Annotated in this window: 16 protein-coding genes; 3 read left to right on the forward strand and 13 right to left on the reverse strand. The window is 54.6% G+C overall.

Annotated features, from left to right (window positions below; translation table 11 throughout):
- Positions 1-540 precede the first annotated feature (540 nt).
- A complete protein-coding gene (locus tag ACI1P2_RS13480; protein WP_355320375.1) occupies positions 541-3,924 on the forward strand; it encodes a collagen-like triple helix repeat-containing protein in 3,384 nt (1,127 codons plus the stop codon).
- Positions 3,925-4,296: 372 nt separating this feature from the next.
- Here the strand turns inward: ACI1P2_RS13480 and ACI1P2_RS13485 are convergent, their stop codons facing one another.
- From ACI1P2_RS13485 to ACI1P2_RS13520, 8 genes are all read right to left on the reverse strand, one after another.
- Positions 4,297-5,121 (reverse strand): purine-nucleoside phosphorylase, encoded by an 825-nt coding sequence (locus ACI1P2_RS13485; RefSeq protein ID WP_355320376.1) that lies wholly within the window; start codon positions 5,119-5,121, stop codon positions 4,297-4,299.
- A gap of 32 nt (positions 5,122-5,153) precedes the next feature.
- The gene (gene deoB, locus ACI1P2_RS13490) at positions 5,154-6,347 is read right to left on the reverse strand and encodes a phosphopentomutase (protein ID WP_355320377.1); all 1,194 of its coding nucleotides are present in this window, start codon (positions 6,345-6,347) and stop codon (positions 5,154-5,156) included.
- Positions 6,340-7,302, reverse strand: a complete 963-nt coding sequence (gene xerD / locus ACI1P2_RS13495) for a site-specific tyrosine recombinase XerD (RefSeq protein ID WP_355320378.1) — start codon at positions 7,300-7,302, stop codon at positions 6,340-6,342. The genes deoB and xerD overlap by 8 nt, the downstream gene beginning before the upstream one ends.
- An 89-nt stretch (positions 7,303-7,391) precedes the next feature.
- Positions 7,392-7,625, reverse strand: a complete 234-nt coding sequence (locus ACI1P2_RS13500; RefSeq protein ID WP_355320379.1) for a DUF4227 family protein — start codon at positions 7,623-7,625, stop codon at positions 7,392-7,394.
- Between the two features lie 166 nt (positions 7,626-7,791).
- Positions 7,792-8,256 (reverse strand): ferric iron uptake transcriptional regulator, encoded by a 465-nt coding sequence (fur, locus tag ACI1P2_RS13505; RefSeq protein WP_355320380.1) that lies wholly within the window; start codon positions 8,254-8,256, stop codon positions 7,792-7,794.
- A gap of 99 nt (positions 8,257-8,355) precedes the next feature.
- Positions 8,356-9,003 carry a stage II sporulation protein M gene (gene spoIIM, locus ACI1P2_RS13510; RefSeq protein ID WP_355320381.1) on the reverse strand — a complete coding sequence of 216 codons (648 nt, stop codon included), beginning with the start codon at positions 9,001-9,003 and terminating at the stop codon, positions 8,356-8,358.
- Between the two features lie 110 nt (positions 9,004-9,113).
- Complete coding sequence (locus tag ACI1P2_RS13515; RefSeq protein WP_355320382.1) at positions 9,114-10,316, reverse strand: endonuclease Q family protein; 1,203 nt, start codon at positions 10,314-10,316, stop codon at positions 9,114-9,116.
- A complete protein-coding gene (locus ACI1P2_RS13520; protein WP_355320383.1) occupies positions 10,316-10,885 on the reverse strand; it encodes an NUDIX hydrolase in 570 nt (189 codons plus the stop codon). The genes ACI1P2_RS13515 and ACI1P2_RS13520 overlap by 1 nt, the downstream gene beginning before the upstream one ends.
- Positions 10,886-10,993: 108 nt before the next feature.
- On the opposite strand from ACI1P2_RS13520, the gene mciZ reads away from it, so the two are divergent.
- Complete coding sequence (gene mciZ, locus ACI1P2_RS13525; RefSeq protein WP_355320384.1) at positions 10,994-11,137, forward strand: Z-ring formation inhibitor MciZ; 144 nt, start codon at positions 10,994-10,996, stop codon at positions 11,135-11,137.
- A gap of 161 nt (positions 11,138-11,298) precedes the next feature.
- On the opposite strand, the gene ACI1P2_RS13530 is transcribed toward mciZ, so the two are convergent.
- Positions 11,299-12,435, reverse strand: coding sequence for a tripeptidase T (locus ACI1P2_RS13530; RefSeq protein WP_355320385.1), 1,137 nt, complete (start codon positions 12,433-12,435; stop codon positions 11,299-11,301).
- 88 nt (positions 12,436-12,523) lie between these two features.
- Between ACI1P2_RS13530 and prli42 the strand changes: the two genes are divergently transcribed.
- Entirely contained in the window at positions 12,524-12,622 is a 99-nt protein-coding gene (gene prli42, locus ACI1P2_RS13535) for a stressosome-associated protein Prli42 (protein ID WP_355320386.1), read from the forward strand.
- 134 nt (positions 12,623-12,756) lie between these two features.
- Here prli42 and lipB read toward each other — a convergent pair whose 3' ends face one another.
- The 4 genes from lipB to ACI1P2_RS13555 are packed head-to-tail and all read right to left on the reverse strand — an operon-like array spanning position 12,757 to position 16,905.
- Positions 12,757-13,443 (reverse strand): lipoyl(octanoyl) transferase LipB, encoded by a 687-nt coding sequence (gene lipB, locus ACI1P2_RS13540; protein WP_355320387.1) that lies wholly within the window; start codon positions 13,441-13,443, stop codon positions 12,757-12,759.
- A gap of 44 nt (positions 13,444-13,487) precedes the next feature.
- Positions 13,488-14,858, reverse strand: a complete 1,371-nt coding sequence (locus ACI1P2_RS13545; protein WP_355320388.1) for a dihydrolipoamide acetyltransferase family protein — start codon at positions 14,856-14,858, stop codon at positions 13,488-13,490.
- A gap of 29 nt (positions 14,859-14,887) precedes the next feature.
- Entirely contained in the window at positions 14,888-15,874 is a 987-nt protein-coding gene (locus ACI1P2_RS13550) for an alpha-ketoacid dehydrogenase subunit beta (protein WP_355320389.1), read from the reverse strand.
- A 2-nt stretch (positions 15,875-15,876) separates the two neighbouring features.
- A complete protein-coding gene (locus ACI1P2_RS13555) occupies positions 15,877-16,905 on the reverse strand; it encodes a thiamine pyrophosphate-dependent dehydrogenase E1 component subunit alpha (RefSeq protein ID WP_355320390.1) in 1,029 nt (342 codons plus the stop codon).
- Between the last annotated feature and the right edge of the window lie 21 nt (positions 16,906-16,926).

The raw sequence follows: 16,926 nt of genomic DNA on the forward strand, positions 1-16,926 counted from the left end.
CCAGCCAAACGGGAATGCGCACAAAAAAAGTAAGGACAATCAAAGGACACAGAGAAAGTCTAGCAAAGTCAAAAGCACACAACTTTTTGAGCAACATGGACAAGGGCCAACACTTTTATAAAAAAGCGAGAATAGATTACTACGTGGAACTTTTATAGCAAGAAAAATGTCTGGCGGCGTACTTTCACAGCAACAGCCTGCTTTCAAGCTGATATTTTTCAACATATAGCCATCAATAGAATGCTTCAGCTTCACTGAAACTTAGCCATTCTTCAAGTCTTAAATATAGCAATGTACCCAGAGACTTGCTTGCAGTTATAAAGAGTTCCACATTATTGCTTAGTACTCACGGGCAATTCTAATTTTTTGTGACAAAGGGTGGTGAGCGATAAAGCTAAAAAATCGCTTCGGCTGATCTTTATCTCCCACTGTTTAGATCAATAGAGCAATGAAAGTGCCCTCTAACTTCGGAAGAGGCAGTCAAGAAGTCCTCTTCTGTTAACCTCGAAGAACTCACTTGACGAAAAGGGGGACAAGCAAATGTCGCAATCCAATCTTCCCAATATAACCCCGGATATATCTGTCACCAGAGATGATGCTTTTAATCTGCTGTTAGCTTCGATTGCTCTCGAAGAGCTTGGTTTAAGCCACATTCTTAATGCCGAAGGCGAAAAAATACAGTACGTGCTGGGAACGCTGCCTGGCATTACCGGAACGTCACCTACGGTGAGCGAGCTATTGGCTATCAACGAGAGTGTCAGAAGCACGCTTAAGGAAGCAACTAATAAAGAATGGATCCTTCAAAACAAGCTGGAAACTATAATGTCCAAGCTTCCGGGAGAGCTCTTCTTTAAGGTGAATGGACCAAACGGTTCAGCTACGGTGACAAACGGAGAAAGCATTAACTTTTTCTCTGATACGCTGCAAATCGAGGTCACGAAAGGTTCGGCGAATGTCCGCATAGAAGCGCCATTATCGGTGACCGGGGCGACTGGTGCCACGGGCGATACGGGAGCCACTGGAGCCACAGGCGACACTGGGGCGACCGGGGCGACCGGGGCCACAGGCGATACCGGAGCTACGGGGGCCACGGGCGACACCGGAGCCACCGGCTCAACAGGGGCGACAGGACCTACGGGCGACACGGGCGCTGCTGGAGCCACAGGCGATACCGGAGCGACTGGAGCTACAGGCGATACCGGGGCCACTGGAGCCACTGGCGATACCGGAGCCACTGGCGATACCGGAGCCACTGGCGATACCGGAGCCACTGGCGATACCGGAGCCACTGGCGACACCGGGGCGACCGGAGCCACAGGCGACACTGGCGCTACTGGAGCCACTGGAGCCACTGGAGCCACTGGAGCCACTGGAGCCACTGGAGCCACTGGAGCCACTGGAGCCACTGGAGCCACTGGAGCCACCGGCGATACTGGGGCTACGGGGGCTACGGGCGACACGGGCGCTGCTGGAGCCACAGGCGACACTGGCGCTACTGGGGCCACGGGCGATACGGGAGCCACTGGAGCCACGGGCGATACCGGAGCTACTGGAGCTACAGGCGACACCGGGGCGACCGGAGCCACAGGCGATACCGGAGCGACGGGATCCACAGGCGATACTGGAGCGACCGGAGCCACGGGTGATACCGGAGCTACTGGAGCTACGGGCGACACTGGAGCCACCGGGGCCACGGGCGCCGGAGCGACCGGAGCCACAGGCGACACTGGGGCGACCGGGGCCACAGGCGATACCGGCGCGACGGGAGCTACGGGCGATACCGGAGCTACTGGAGCTACTGGCGATACCGGAGCTACTGGAGCTACGGGCGACACTGGAGCGACTGGGGCCACGGGCGACACCGGGGCGACGGGAGCCACGGGCGACACCGGGGCGACTGGAGACATCGGAGCGACCGGACCTACGGGCGATACTGGAGCAACCGGAGCCACGGGCGATACTGGAGCGACCGGAGCCACGGGTGATACTGGCGCGACTGGAGTCACAGGTGACACCGGACCGAACGGAGCCACGGGCGACACTGGGGCCACAGGCGACACTGGAGCGACTGGGGCCACAGGCGATACCGGCGCTACTGGAGCCACGGGCGACACCGGGGCGACTGGGGCCACAGGCGATACCGGAGCGACCGGGGCCACAGGCGATACCGGAGCGACTGGAGCTACAGGCGATACCGGGGCCACTGGAGCCACTGGCGATACCGGAGCCACTGGAGCCACGGGCGATACCGGGGCCACTGGAGCCACTGGCGATACCGGAGCCACTGGAGCCACGGGCGATACCGGGGCCACGGGCGATACCGGAGCGACCGGAGCCACAGGCGATACCGGAGCGACCGGAGCCACAGGCGACACCGGGGCGACCGGAACCACAGGCGACACTGGCGCTACTGGAGCCACTGGAGCCACGGGCGATACTGGGGCGACGGGGGCTACGGGCGACACGGGCGCGACCGGATCTACGGGCGACACTGGCGCTGCTGGAGCCACAGGCGATACAGGGGCCACTGGAGCCACCGGCGACACTGGGGCGACCGGGGCCACAGGCGATACCGGCGCTACTGGAGCCACGGGCGATACCGGGGCCACTGGAGCCACTGGAGCGACCGGACCTACGGGCGACACGGGCGCTGCTGGAGCCACTGGCGATACCGGCGCTACTGGAGCTACGGGCGACACTGGAGCCACTGGAGCCACTGGCGATACGGGCGCGACGGGAGCTACGGGCGATACGGGCGCGACGGGAGCCACGGGCGCTGCTGGAGCCACGGGCGCTGCTGGAGCCACGGGCGCTGCTGGAGCCACGGGCGACACCGGGGCGACCGGAGCCACGGGCGATACTGGGGCGACCGGAGCCACGGGCGATACCGGCGCGACGGGAGCGACGGGCGATACCGGAGCTACTGGAGCCACGGGCGACACTGGAGCCACTGGAGCCACGGGCGATACTGGGGCGACCGGAGTCACGGGCGACACGGGCGCGACTGGAGCCACAGGCGATACCGGAGCGACTGGAGCTACAGGCGACACTGGAGCGACGGGGGTCACGGGTGATACTGGCGCGACTGGAGTCACAGGCGACACCGGACCTACCGGGGCCACGGGCGATACGGGAGCTACGGGCGACACTGGAGCCACCGGAGCCACGGGCGACACCGGGGCGACGGGGGCCACGGGCGATACGGGCACGACGGGAGCTACGGGCGATACCGGAGCTACTGGAGCTACGGGCGACACTGGAGCCACTGGAGCCACGGGCGATACTGGGGCGACCGGAGCCACGGGCGACACTGGAGCCACAGGGGCCACAGGCGATACCGGCGCGACGGGAGCTACGGGCGATACCGGAGCTACTGGAGCCACGGGCGACACTGGAGCCACTGGAGCCACTGGCGATACCGGGGCGACTGGACCTTTGGTGGCAGCGAATGGGTTCTCTGCTTTTGTAGGTTCTATTAGTGGAATATTGACCGATACTCAAATCAGTGGTTTTACAGTGACCAGCCCTTATTACTCCAATACTGGATTTAACCCTGCCACAGGCACGTTCACAGTCCCGCAAACAGGAAGATACAGCATTAAGGCGACTATTAACTATTCAACCACCGCAGCTCTTTCTCTATCTCTTGGCCCAGGGATCAATCCGGCATTTGTCGTAAGAAGAACATCGCCTTCCACTTCGAATCTGGTAGCCGGACTTTTCCCAATATTAAATATTAGCGTGACTTTGCTGACACTGCGGGCTGTGCTGGGAAGCGGCACGGTAACACTCACCGGAGATGTCCAGCTGAATCAGAATGATGTACTTGGGCTGTTCTATGTTTCATCAGGGCTTACCATCGGGTTAAATTTAGGCGGCAGCTCCTCAGCGGGCGTCGTTTGGTCCATTCATCAGATAGCCTAATCATTTTGAGCATTTGAATTGGACGGCGGTTAATCCGCCGTTTTTTACCTTCCGGAATTATTTTCAATTGCTCGTCTCAAAGTAGATTCTTTCACAGACGAATCACCCTCCGTTCTCTTCTCCTAATAGAAAGCGCAGAAAGTTCCTTTTGATTAGCGATTCTTTCTTGAGGTTTAAGTAGGGATATGTTCGATGCAGCGGAGAGGACGAAGCAATTCCGGAAAAGCGGAGCGTTCGCCTTTGGCCCGGAGGGTCAACAGCGATTGGAGGAATGGTTCGTTCTCGGAGCGTCTCACAACATGCAAAGGGAGTGCCCCAGGTCAATAGACCTTGCGGACACTCCCAAACTTGCAAATGCTGTATTCGTTTTTGCTACATACTTGGAATGACTCCAAGTATCAGACTCAGAAACTGTCCCCGCACCCGCTCAGCAGTTTCCATAACTTCGTTGTGCGACAGCGGCTGATCCAGAATGCCGGCAGCCATGTTCGTAATACAGGAGAAGCCGAGTACTTCAAGCCCTGCGTGGCGGGCTACAATAACCTCCGACACCGTGGACATACCAACCGCATCCGCTCCCAGCGTGCGCAGCATCACGATTTCTGCAGGTGTCTCGTAAGTAGGCCCCAGCAAGCCTGCATAGACGCCCTCACGAAGCTGCAGTCCTTGTCCTTCCGCTACCTCCTTGGCAATGGAGCGCAATCGTTTGCTGTACGCCTCCGTCATATCCGGAAAACGTAGCCCAAGCGCATTGTCATTTGGGCCAACCAGCGGATTTCTGCCGGTCAGGTTCAGGTGATCGGTAATGAGCATCAGATCACCTGCCGCAAAAGAAGTATTCACTCCGCCGGCGGCATTCGTAACGAGCAGGCTTTTGACGCCAAGCTCCTTCATCACACGCACCGGAAAAGCGGTTACTTCAGGGCCGTAGCCTTCATACATATGGAAGCGTCCCTTCATCATCACGACCGGACGTCCATGAACGGTGCCCAGCAGCAGCTCCCCTTCATGTCCTTCCACTGTAGACACCGGAAAATGCGGGATATCCTGATAAGGAATGCTGACCCCTTCTTCGATAAGATCTGCCAATATCCCAAGCCCTGATCCGAGGATCAAGCCGATCTCCGGGACCATTTTGGTTTTCGAACGGATGTAGGCTGCTGCCCGCTGGATCATTCCCAGACTGATTGTATTCATGTTCTCTTCTCTCCTGACTTATCGCTATATTGCTATTTCAGCAAATTCAAAAAGCTTTTTCCATGGGTCGGCGTCTGCACGCCGAAATTCTCTGCTATAGTGGCGCCAAGATCCGCATAAGTGTCCCGTACGCCTATGCTTGCAGGTGTCTGCAGCGAAGGGCTGTAGATCAGGACAGGCACATACTCCCTCGTATGATCCGTTCCGCTGTGCACAGGGTCATTCCCATGATCCGCCGATATGATCAGCAGATCATCCGGTCCGATTTTGGCCATAAGGTCAGGGACGGCTTGGTCAAACACCTCAAGCGCGTGTGCGTAGCCTTCTGGATCGCGCCGATGTCCGTACAGGGAGTCAAAATCAACGAGGTTGGTGAACAGCAGACCGTTATAATCCCGGCTTAGCTGCTCCAAAGTTACTTCGATTCCGTGCTCATTGCTTTTGGTCGGATAAGCTTCCGTTACTCCTTCGCCGTCGAAAATATCATTGATTTTCCCCACAGCAATTACGTCATGGCCGGCATTAGCCAGCATATTCATGACGGTCGGCTCCGGCGGCTTGACCGCGTAATCATGGCGGTTCGGTGTACGCTTGAAGCTGCCGGGTTGTCCGACATACGGACGGGCAATGACCCGACCCACGGAATACTCCGGTGCGAGCGTCAACTTGCGTGCGATTTTGCAGGCTTCATAAAGCTCCTCCAGCGGAATGATATCCTCGTGAGCGGCAATTTGGAAAACACTGTCGGCGGACGTATATACGATCCACGCTCCTGTCTTCATCTGCTCTTCCCCGTACTCCACCAGCACCTCGGTTCCGGAAGCCGGCTTATTGCACAGTACCTTGCGTCCGGTCTGCTTTTCAAATTCATGAATCAGACCCGCCGGAAATCCTTCCGGATAAGTATTGAAAGGCGTATTAATCTTCAGCCCCATCAGCTCCCAGTGGCCGGTCATCGTATCCTTGCCGACAGACACCTCATTCATCTTGCCATAATAACCCGCGGGCTTGTCCACCGGCTGCAAATGAGGCAGCTCTGCAATATTGCCCAGTCCAAGCTTTTGCATATTCGGCAGCTTTGTTTGAGGCACCCGCTCCAGGATATGGCCCAGTGTATGGGCACCTTCATCGCCGAACTTGGCGGCATCCGGCAGCTCACCGATGCCCACGCTGTCCAGTACGATAAATGCGACGCGTTTGAAGCGGTGTGAAGAACGTTCAGTCATAACTGCTGTCACTCCTTGGCTGTGATAAATTGGTCATTTCCAGGGAGGCTCTGTTACCGGCCCTGGGATGAAAATTTTCGTATACTTCTTTCATGCTTTTCTTTGGCGAACCCAGGTACATTCTTGCTGCGGAAATCTCAGAGTGGCCCAGCATCTCCTGCACCGACCGGAAATCGGCTCCATTCTCCAGCAGATGGGCGGCAAAAGAATGCCGCAGTGTATGCGGTGTAATATCCGTTTGAATCCCGGCCTCGGCGCCATACTTTTTCAGCAGTTTCCAGAAGCCCTGGCGGCTCAGACGCTTGCCCGAGCTGTTTAGAAACAGCGCTTCCTCCTGCGCAACGGAGTCCCGTGATCTCAGCAAGGCTACCCGGGATTCGCTTATATACAGCTTTAACCATTCAGCGGCCTGTACACTCATGGGGACGACACGCTCTTTGCCTCCCGCACCATGACAGTGCACAAACCTCATATCCGTCCGTACATCCTCCACATTCAGGGTAACCAGCTCCGACACCCTCAATCCTGCCGCGTACAGCAGTTCCAGCATGGCCTTGTCACGCATGCCTGCAGGTGTTGATGTATCCGGCGCTTCCAGAAGCCTGTCCATCTCTTCCTGTGTTAATACGGAAGGAGGCTTCTTCTCCTGTTTGGGCAGCTCCAGCAGCAGGGAAGGGTCCTGGGAAGCCTTTCCTTCACGGATTAAATAATGAAAAAAGGAGCGAATTGCGATCATACAGCGTGTAATTGTCGCCGGCGCCTTGTTCAGCTCCTGCAAATGGCCCGTATAAATGACCAGATGTGTCCGTTTGACGTCATCCGGCACCATCACCTGCTGACAGTTCACAAACTCGGCGAACTGTTCAACATCACGCCGGTAAGCTTCCAATGTACTTGGCGATAATCCCTTCTCGTCTTCCAAATAGCGGATAAAGGGCGTTATATAATGCTTCATAAGAGCAAATCGCTCCTTTGTCTTCCGTATTTGGGCAGAAGCCCATATTACAACATTCTACGCCACTCAAATGTTATCCTGCCCCGCCGTCACTCTCCATACCAGTAAAAAAAGCGCAGCCTCTGCCAGAAGCCACTCTCCGGCTGTTCCTCAAGGGAGCTGCCTTCGACCTTTACCGCGTTTCCTGCGGGAATTTTATATTGCTGGATCGGGGTCACCCAGGAAGACAGCCTTTCGAGCACGGAATAGAGCAAAAAAACCAGTACACAGAACAGGACGATAAAACAGATAAATCTCCAGCCCTTTCTCAGAGAGAATATCACGCCGCCACTTCCCTTTCTGTTAAAAGAGGTCATATACAGCTCATTGTATGACAGGCTGTCCTTAACTATGTACCACCGGGGCAGGTTCGGCACCAAAAAAGCTCTCTCCGCAGAATACGCGGGGAGAGCTTGTCTATTCTATTCGTTTTCAAAAATGCAGGAAGAATCAATCCTCCTGCCCCGCCTGGTCATTCTTGGCCTTGCAGCGGTAGCAAATGCCGTGGAAATCAAGCCGATGATCCAGCACCGTGAAGTCAAATTCTCTCTCCAGGCGTTCCTCCAGGGGACCAAGCCAATCTTCCCTGATTTCATCCATGCTTCCGCACTGAACACATATCAAATGATGATGATGGTGCTTGGAGGTATCGCCCCGCAAATCATAACGGGCAACTCCGTCACCAAAGTTGATTTTCTCCACCACGTGCAGTTCGCTCAGCAGTTCAAGGGTACGGTATACGGTTGCCAGACCGATTTCAGGAGCTTTTTCTTTCACGAGCATGAAAACATCTTCCGCACTCAGATGGTCTTCTTCATTCTCCAGCAAAACTCTTACGGTGGCTTCCCGCTGAGGCGTCAACTTATAGCCCTGGGACTGTAGCTGCTGCTTAATCTTGTCGATCCGCGCTTCCATTTTATCCCTCCCCCTCAGGATTCTCTGCGCACTGCCCCAATTTCACTTCTATCATTATAGGGGGAATTCTCAAATAAAGTCAAACATTTTGCATGAAGCTCAAACCGCTCCCGCAGACATCAGCAGCGGTGTTACCCATCGCATCATTACCGGGGTGACCCAGGTTTCAAACGAAGCGCTACCGAGCAGAAACAGCATCATGACGGCCGTCAAGCCGGCGTAGGATATAAACGGTTTGACAAATCCGGAAGGACGCCGTGTAAGCAGCATTCGGTCCTTGATCATCTGTATCGAAAAAGTCATGGCAGCCACGCTGCACACGAGCAGCACCGGGATCACCACAACATTGTGGGGAGCAACGGAAACGAGCGCAAACAACAACCCTTTCCAGGAATACTGCCCAACCACAAACCCGACCGAGAAGCCGATCAGCACTCCTTTCAGGAAATTCAGCACCAAAATACCGGGCAGGCCAATGACCGATAGTCCGCATATCCATATCAATGCCGCCCATTTTAAATGAAGCGATGCAATTTCCCAAAACTTCGTTAACGTGGGATCGGCCGCACCACCATCCTGACCGACCGATACAAAAAAGTTGTTCAGATACCGCCCCAGCTCCTGCTGCTGCTCCAGTGTAAGCGCATTGACCATCAATGCGCCGAATACGACCCCGACCAGGAACAATACACCCAGAAATACATATAGCGGCATCCGGTGGGCAAGTGAATGGCGTAAAAGCTGCATCAGCAAGTCGGCCTCCTTCATTAGCATGTTTCTATCCTATGAAGGAGATCATTCGCCTATGACAGCATGTACGAAGTCTGCTGCCGCCTTGTCCGCTGCGCTTTTCCTGCTTACCCTTTCCTGTCAATCCTGCCGTAGGTTCCTCCCCCTCCGGCAACCAGCTGCAGCCGTCCTTCTCTAGCCATGACGATGGACCGCGCCAGCTCCCCGCCGACCTCGGCGGCAATCGCCTCCTCGTCCGCTTGATGAAGAATATTCATTTCCGTACCGAACCGTTCAAGCAGCCGGTTCAGCTTGGCCTTGCCCAGACCTGGAATAAACTCCAGCGGCACCTGGTAAATATAAGGCGGCCTGTGATCAGGAAGGAAGGGCTCAGCCCGGTCGGCAATATCCAGAATACGGTCGAACACCCCGCGCACCAGCTTTGCATGCCCGCATGCCTGGCAGCGGTCCGCTGCAATCTCCTGCTCGTCAAGAATCGTGCCGCAGCCCGTGCAGAAGGAGCGGTGATACTTGCCGAGGCGGGGGTTCAATCCATAGTTGCCGGTCACTTTTCTGCCTTCGCTACGCTCCATGGCCAGCCTCAGCTCGGTAAAATTCGGAGCTTTCAACAACAGCTCGTTGTATTCGCGTCCGATTTTGCCCAGGGAGTGGGCATCGGAATTCGTAAGAAAGCTGAAGCTGTCAAGCTCGGAAATATAACCCGCCATTTCCGAATCCGCGCTCAGACCGAGCTCGACGGCGCTGATTTTGTCAAGATCCAGCAGCTCGGCCATCCGCCTCGCGGAGCTGCCGTAGATCCCTTTATGAGGTGTAAATACATGAGCGGGAATCATGATGCCTCCCCGCCCGTAAATTTCTGCCTGCAGCTCCCGCGGTGGAGCATAAAGCCTCTGGGAGCTCAAATTGACATTTTTCATATGTCTGCCCATCCATCCGCTAAAGTCCGTCATGATGTCCAAATCCGGAAAAAAGGCCAGCACATGCGCCTCAGGCCGGGCTCCTTCCCGGATCTCAATTTCTGATCCCAGCAGAATGACCGTATTTTTGTACGCTATTCCCCCACCCTCAATTTCGGTCATACTGCCGTCGGCAAGATGGCGCCTGATATCCTCCTGCACGTTGGGCGCATGGCAGTCGATAACACCCGTCAGCTGGATTCCTTTCCGTTCCGATGCCTCCCTGGCAATATTGGCAAAGGTTAAATTCCTGCTGCCGCTGATTTTGACCGCCGCGCCCTTCTCCGTCTGCCCAATGTGAATATGCAAATCCGCATAATACTTATGCAGTGGTGCCTGTAGCCGATCCGTCATCAGAAGCTCCCGGTAAATTGCTGAAGATGCCAGGCATATACCGCCATGATCGTTTTCGCATCACTGATTCTTCCTTCACGAATCCAGGCGTAGGCCTCCTGCATCGTCAGCTCGGACAGCTCCAGAAACTCGTCGGCATCCGGGTTCATTTCGCCGGCTTCCAGCTCCTCAGCTACGTACAAATGAATGATTTCATCGGCAAAACCGGGTGATGTATAAAACGATTGCAGCAGCCTAAGAGATTTGGCGGTATAGCCTGTTTCTTCCCGCAGCTCGCGTGCAGCCGCTTCTATCGGATCTTCTCCTGCCTCAAGCTTGCCTGCCGGGATTTCCACCTCGCAGCGTCCGAGCGGCTGTCGGTATTGATCCACTACAAGCATTTTGCCGTTGTGGATGGCCAATACCGCAACAGCACCCGGGTGACGGACAATCTCCCGCGTTCCCGTGCTGCCGTCCGGCAGACGGACCGTGTCCACCTGCAGGGAAATTACCTTCCCGGCAAAGATAGAATTCGTAGATATCGTTGTTTCCTCCAAAGCTGGATTGGAATAAGGTTTGCTGGTGCTCATGTGCTGCCTCCTCTTGGCCGAACCTCATTAGGGGCCGGGTATAGTTTGTCTCTTTAATACATAGGCTGTAAATAATTCATGCCTGTGGGCAAAAGGGAGATATCCATAATGAAAAGCTATCGAACAGACAACTCGCTCTGCATTACAGGAAAGGCCTGGCAGGTACGCCTGCTGCTCCGGCAATGGCTGAAAGACAATAAGGCCGACACGAAGATGATTGATCTGATTCAGCCCCACGGTAAACAGGCCTGACGGCTGGAATGCCGCTGCAGGCCCGTACAACGGCAGTCTCTGCAATTCAAATTCTCTTTAAGACAGCAGAAAGTTAAATTTCGAAACAAGGACTTCCTACTATCGCAAGATAAATTTCTGCCAGATGCAGTCTGTCTTCCATGAAAGTACTCCGATAGATGTTATGCTTGCGGAGATTCGGCAGCCTCGCGAATGATCGCCACAACAACTTCGGCCAGTTTTGCCAGATCCTCTGCCTTGATTCGCTCCTGTGTAGTATGGATCTGCTCATAACCGACCGCTAGATTCACCGTAGGAATGCCGAAGCCGTTAAAAATATTCGCGTCAGAGCCGCCTCCCGAAGTGAAGGTAGGGCTCGCAAGTCCCACCTTGCTGATAGCACGCTGCGCAAATTTGACGACATCGTCATGCTCCAAGAAGCTGAAGCCTGGATAAACAATCTCGCTGCGGAATTCGCCCTGTGCGCCGAAATCCCGGCATGTCGTCTCCAGTGCATCGCGCATTTGCTGAATCTGATGCTCCACCTTTTCCTGGACAATGCTGCGGGCTTCGGCGAATAACTGCACAAAATCGCACACAATATTGGTCGGACCGCCGCCTTCAAATCTGCCGATATTCGCTGTCGTTTCCTTGTCGATGCGGCCAAGCTTCATGGCGCTGATCGCCTTCGAGGCTACCTGTATCGCGCTGATTCCGTCTTCCGGATTGACGCCGGCATGTGCGGATTTTCCTGTGATTTTCATTTCAACTTTAGCCTGGGTTGGGGCCGACACGCAGATCGAGCCAACAGCTCCATTGGAATCCAGGGCATAGCCGAAATCCGCGTCTATATCGTCCGGATTCATGGCTCTGGCCCCCGCCAGACTGGATTCTTCCCCGACCGTAATGACAAACTGTATCTGGCCGTGCGGAATGCTCTGCTCCTTGACAGTGCGGATCGCTTCCAGCATCGCCGCAACCCCCGCTTTGTCATCCGCTCCCAAAATCGTCGTTCCGTCACTGCGGATCCAGCCGTCATCACCAAGCTGCGGTTTGACGCCTTGGCCGGGAGTTACCGTGTCCATGTGAGAGGTAAAATAGATTTTTGGGGCTTGTTCCGCGCCTTCCGCCTCCCATGTAATAATCAGGTTGCCCGCTCCGTGCCCGGAACGCTCCTGCGAATCATCTTCCTTTACAATTAAACCAAGCGAGCCGAATTTCTCTTTCAGCACCCCGGAAATTTCCTGTTCATGCTTTGTTTCGCTGTCTACCTGCACCAGTTCCATAAATTCAGTAATCAACCGATCCTTTGTAATCATCGAAACTTTCATCTCCCTCCGGATTGCGATACAATAAAGATGCACGTTTTGTTTTTCAAATCTAATTTTCATTATAAAGGAGTTGCCCATGCAGCACAAAAAATGGTTCCGCATATTTGTATATGTCATGCTTATTGCGATGATTGGCTCAACCCTGTTGGCTGTACTTGAGCCTTTACTTTTTTAATAAATTAACCATACCGCTTGACTAATACGCATTCTAAATCGTCCGGACAACCCTAACGATTCTCCACAACGTTCCTCTCCTTTCCAAATAAAAAAGGTTATTAAAATAGGCCGGCCACATGGGCCGGCCTTGCTCTATTCTTTTAACACAGGCTCATAATCAAACAGCTCCGCGAAATAAGGAACAATCCCTTTGGCCACCTGCTCCACTGTAAATGACTGCCCTGTGCAATCCTCCAGCGAGGTGACACCATATTCCTGGATGCCGCATGGTATAATGCCGCTAAAGCCTTCATGCTGAATGCCTGACTTGATATTAAAAGCGAAGCCATGGCTGGTGATAAAGCCTTTGCGTTGCCTGCATCTGTTAAATTTCACGCCGATGGCGGCAATTTTCAATTCGCCGACCCATACCCCGGTATATTCGGGTTTGCGGCTGCCTTCAATGCCGAAGCTTGCCAGATAATTGATAATCACCTGCTCCAGGCTGCGCAAATACCCGTGCAGATCAAGGCCCTTACCATATCCCAGCATCAGCAGCGGATAACCGACAAGCTGACCGGGCCCATGATAAGTGATGTCCCCGCCCCGGTCGATTTGGAACACGGTGATTCCGCGCTGCTCAAGCTCCTTCGGGCTGAGCAGCAAATGCTCCGGATGGCGCTGCGAGCCAATGGTATATGTAGGGGGATGCTGAAGCAGCAGCAGGGCTTCCCGCCGCTCCCCGGCATCCAGCTTGGCCACAATTTCCTTTTGCAAATCCCATGCTTCGGCATAAGGCATCATCGGTGTGTACGACACGTCGAACAATCGTCTGTTCACAACCTGCTCTCTCCCTCCAGCCGGACATCGTGGCCGGCATAGAATCAGTAAAGCTTGGTGTCTAGCGAATAACCTTCCAGGTTTTCCTTCACACGCTGCAGAAATCTTCCGCAGATGACTCCGTCCAGAATCCGGTGATCAAGCGACAGACAGAGATTAGCCATCGAACGAACGGCAATCATGTCGTTAATGACGACTGGCCGCTTCACAATGGACTCGAACGTGAGAATGGCCGCCTGCGGGTAATTGACGATCGGATAGGACAAAATAGAGCCGAAGGAACCGGTGTTGTTGACCGTGAACGTGCCGCCCTGCATATCGTCCAGCTTCAGCTTGCCCTCGCGCGTTTTGCGGGCAAGATCATCGATCTCGCGGGCCAGACCCGCAATATTTTTCTGATCCGCCTTCTGAATGACAGGAGTCAGTACAGAATCCTCCGTGCCTACAGCCAGGGAAATATTAATGTCCCGCTTCACAACGATTTTGTCCACAGCCCAGAAGGAATTCATGATCGGATAATCTTTGATCGCATTGACTACCGCTTTAAGCAGGAAAGCCAAATAAGTAATATTAATTCCTTCCTTGCTTTTGAATTCATCCTTGATTTTGTTGCGCAGCATGACCAAATTGGTTACGTCCACCTCAATCATCGTCCATGCATGCGGGATTTCCGTCACACTCTGCCGCATGTTGCGGGCAATCGTGTTGCGGATTGGCGTGACATCAATATAATATTCCGAACGTCCCGAAGCATCTCCCTCCACTTCAATGGCAGGTATCTTCGGAGACTCTGTCAAATGAATGCCGCTGTTTCGCACAGGCGGGATACTCTGAGTAGGAACGGCCGCAGGCTCATTCGCCTTGCTCTCCGCAGTTATGCCGGAGGCAGTCTGTACGGCTTCCTGGCCTCCCGTGCCTGAAGCCCCGCCTGCAGCTACATAAGCCAATACGTCTTTGCGCGTAATGCGCCCTCCCAGCCCGGTGCCCGGCACACGGCTTAAATCGACCTGATGCTGTGCGGCAAGCGTCTGCACAGCCGGTGAATAACGGCCGCGCATGGATTGATCCCCCTGCTGAGCCGTCTGAGCCGTCTGGGCCGCAGCAGGCAACTCGGCTCCGGCAGAGGAAGCAGGCGCTGCATCTGCGTGTCCGGCTTCTACGGCAGTCTGAATACGACAGATCAATTCGCCGACAGCCACCGTCTGCCCTTCCTGAGCCAGCAGCTCGCCCATGACTCCGTCCACCGTTGAAGGGATTTCCGCATTTACTTTATCAGTAATGACTTCACAGATGGGCTCGAACTGCTCCACGCTTTCCCCTGGCTGCTTAAGCCACTTGGCAATGGTTGCGGAAACGAGCGATTCCGCAAGCTGCGGCATGGTAACATTGGTCCATTGCGTATTATTCTGTGTCATTGGTTCAACTCCTTGACTGCGCAGCTACATTAATACAAGGCAAGCTGACGCATGGCTTCTTTCACTTTGTCCTTGTTGAGCAAAAAGAATTTCTCCATCGGAGGGCTGATCGGCATGGCCGGCACATCCGGACCGCACAGGCGCGCAATCGGCGCATCCAGCTCAAACAGGCACTCCTCGCTTATAATTGCGGACACCTCCGCTCCGACACCGCCGGTTTTATTATCTTCATGCACAATCAGAACCTTGCCGGTGCGACGGGCGGCTGCAATGATCGCCTCCCTGTCCAGCGGCTGCAAAGTCCGCAAATCAAGCACATGGGCGGTAATGCCTTCCTCACGCTCTAGCTCCTCAGCGGCCTGCATGACAAAATGCAGCGGCTGGCTGTAGCCGATAACGGTGATATCGTCGCCCTCACGCAGCAGATTGGCCTTGCCAATTGGGACTACATAGTCCTCTTCAGGAACTTCCCCTTTAATCAACTTGTAGCTCTTCTTATTCTCAAAATACAGCACAGGATCAGGATCACGGATCGCTGCCTTCAGCAGTCCCTTGGCATCGTATGGAGAATACGGTGCCACAATCTTGAGACCAGGTGTTCCGAAGAAAATCGACTCAGGGCACTGGGAGTGATACAGCCCGCCGAAAATGCCGCCCCCGATCGGAGCGCGGATGACGACAGGACAGCTCCAGTCATTATTGGATCGGTATCTGATTTTGGCCGCTTCGCTGATAATCTGGTTCGTCGCCGGCAGCATAAAGTCCGAGTACTGCATTTCGGCAATCGGCTTCATGCCGTACATGGCTGCCCCGATTGCCACTCCGGCGATAGCGGATTCCGCCAGTGGGGTATCCATTACGCGCATTTCGCCGAACTGGTCCATCAGCCCCTTGGTGGTGGTAAAAACACCGCCTTTGACACCTACGTCCTCTCCGAGAACAAACACGGTGTCATCCTGCTCCATTTCTTCCTTCATCGCCAGACGTATGGCGTCGATGTATTCCATAACCGCCATGATTAACGGACCTCCCCGCTGCTGTCCGCGTACACATGCAGCAGCGTATCCTCAGGCTTTGGATAAGGCGCACGGTCAGCATATTCAATTGCTTCTTTGATTTCCTGGATGAGCTCGGCGGAAAGCATTGCGTCCTTGTCTTCATCCCAAATGCCGCATTCAATCAAATAATTTTTCATGCGTTGCACACCGTCTTTTTTCCAGTTCTCTTCGACTTCTTCCTTGGTCCGGTATGCCAGATCATTGTCAGAAGTCGAGTGTGGAGACAGGCGGTACATCATCGCTTCGATCAGAGTTGGGCCCTCCCCGCGAACAGCGCGTTCGCGTGCTTCCTTCACGGCGGCGTACACGGCAAGCACGTCGTTGCCGTCCACCCGTATTCCGGGAAATCCGTAACCGAGCGCACGGTCGCTTACCTTCCCGCTGAGCTGCTTGTGCACAGGGACGGAAATAGCGTACTGGTTGTTCTCGCACATAATGATGACTGGCAACTTGTGCACTCCCGCAAAGTTGCAGCCTTCATGAAAATCACCCTGATTGCTCGATCCTTCCCCGAAGGTTACAAAAGAAACGATACGCTTCTTCTGCATCTTCGCGGCCAGCGCCACGCCAACGGCATGCGGCACCTGTGTCGTCACGGGGCTTGAGCCTGTAACGATCCGCAGCTTTTTGCTGCCAAAATGCCCCGGCATCTGACGGCCGCCGCTGTTCGGGTCCTCTGCCTTGGCGAAGGCCGACAGCATCAGTTCGCGCGGAGTCATGCCGACGGACAGCACAAAACCGTAATCGCGGTAATAGGGAAGAAAATAATCGTTATCCCTGTCAAGGGCAAACGCTGCACCAACCTGGGCTGCCTCCTGCCCGACTCCGGATACGTGAAAATTAATTTTACCGGCACGCTGGAGCAGCAGATTCCGCTCATCAAACGTTCTTGCCAGCAGCATATATCTGTACATTTCTATGACCTGGTTATTGCTCAGACCCAGTTCTTCATGCCTGAGCTGCGCGTCGACAGCGCTTTTTGCGTTCATCGAGGCACCTCCTTGTTATAA

Origin of the sequence: Paenibacillus jiangxiensis, assembly GCF_046098255.1 — a bacterium.
GTDB classification, from domain to species: domain Bacteria; phylum Bacillota; class Bacilli; order Paenibacillales; family Paenibacillaceae; genus Paenibacillus; species Paenibacillus jiagnxiensis.

Coding starts and splice junctions, on each gene's coding strand:
- ACI1P2_RS13480 (WP_355320375.1), top strand. CDS start 541: ATGTCGCAATCCAATCTTCCCAATATAACCCCGGATATATCTGTCACC.
- ACI1P2_RS13485 (WP_355320376.1), bottom strand. CDS start 5,121: ATGAATACAATCAGTCTGGGAATGATCCAGCGGGCAGCAGCCTACATC.
- deoB (WP_355320377.1), bottom strand. CDS start 6,347: ATGACTGAACGTTCTTCACACCGCTTCAAACGCGTCGCATTTATCGTA.
- xerD (WP_355320378.1), bottom strand. CDS start 7,302: ATGAAGCATTATATAACGCCCTTTATCCGCTATTTGGAAGACGAGAAG.
- fur (WP_355320380.1), bottom strand. CDS start 8,256: ATGGAAGCGCGGATCGACAAGATTAAGCAGCAGCTACAGTCCCAGGGC.
- spoIIM (WP_355320381.1), bottom strand. CDS start 9,003: ATGCAGCTTTTACGCCATTCACTTGCCCACCGGATGCCGCTATATGTA.
- ACI1P2_RS13515 (WP_355320382.1), bottom strand. CDS start 10,316: ATGACGGATCGGCTACAGGCACCACTGCATAAGTATTATGCGGATTTG.
- ACI1P2_RS13520 (WP_355320383.1), bottom strand. CDS start 10,885: ATGAGCACCAGCAAACCTTATTCCAATCCAGCTTTGGAGGAAACAACG.
- mciZ (WP_355320384.1), top strand. CDS start 10,994: ATGAAAAGCTATCGAACAGACAACTCGCTCTGCATTACAGGAAAGGCC.
- ACI1P2_RS13530 (WP_355320385.1), bottom strand. CDS start 12,435: ATGATTACAAAGGATCGGTTGATTACTGAATTTATGGAACTGGTGCAG.
- prli42 (WP_355320386.1), top strand. CDS start 12,524: ATGCAGCACAAAAAATGGTTCCGCATATTTGTATATGTCATGCTTATT.
- ACI1P2_RS13545 (WP_355320388.1), bottom strand. CDS start 14,858: ATGACACAGAATAATACGCAATGGACCAATGTTACCATGCCGCAGCTT.
- ACI1P2_RS13550 (WP_355320389.1), bottom strand. CDS start 15,874: ATGGCGGTTATGGAATACATCGACGCCATACGTCTGGCGATGAAGGAA.
- ACI1P2_RS13555 (WP_355320390.1), bottom strand. CDS start 16,905: ATGAACGCAAAAAGCGCTGTCGACGCGCAGCTCAGGCATGAAGAACTG.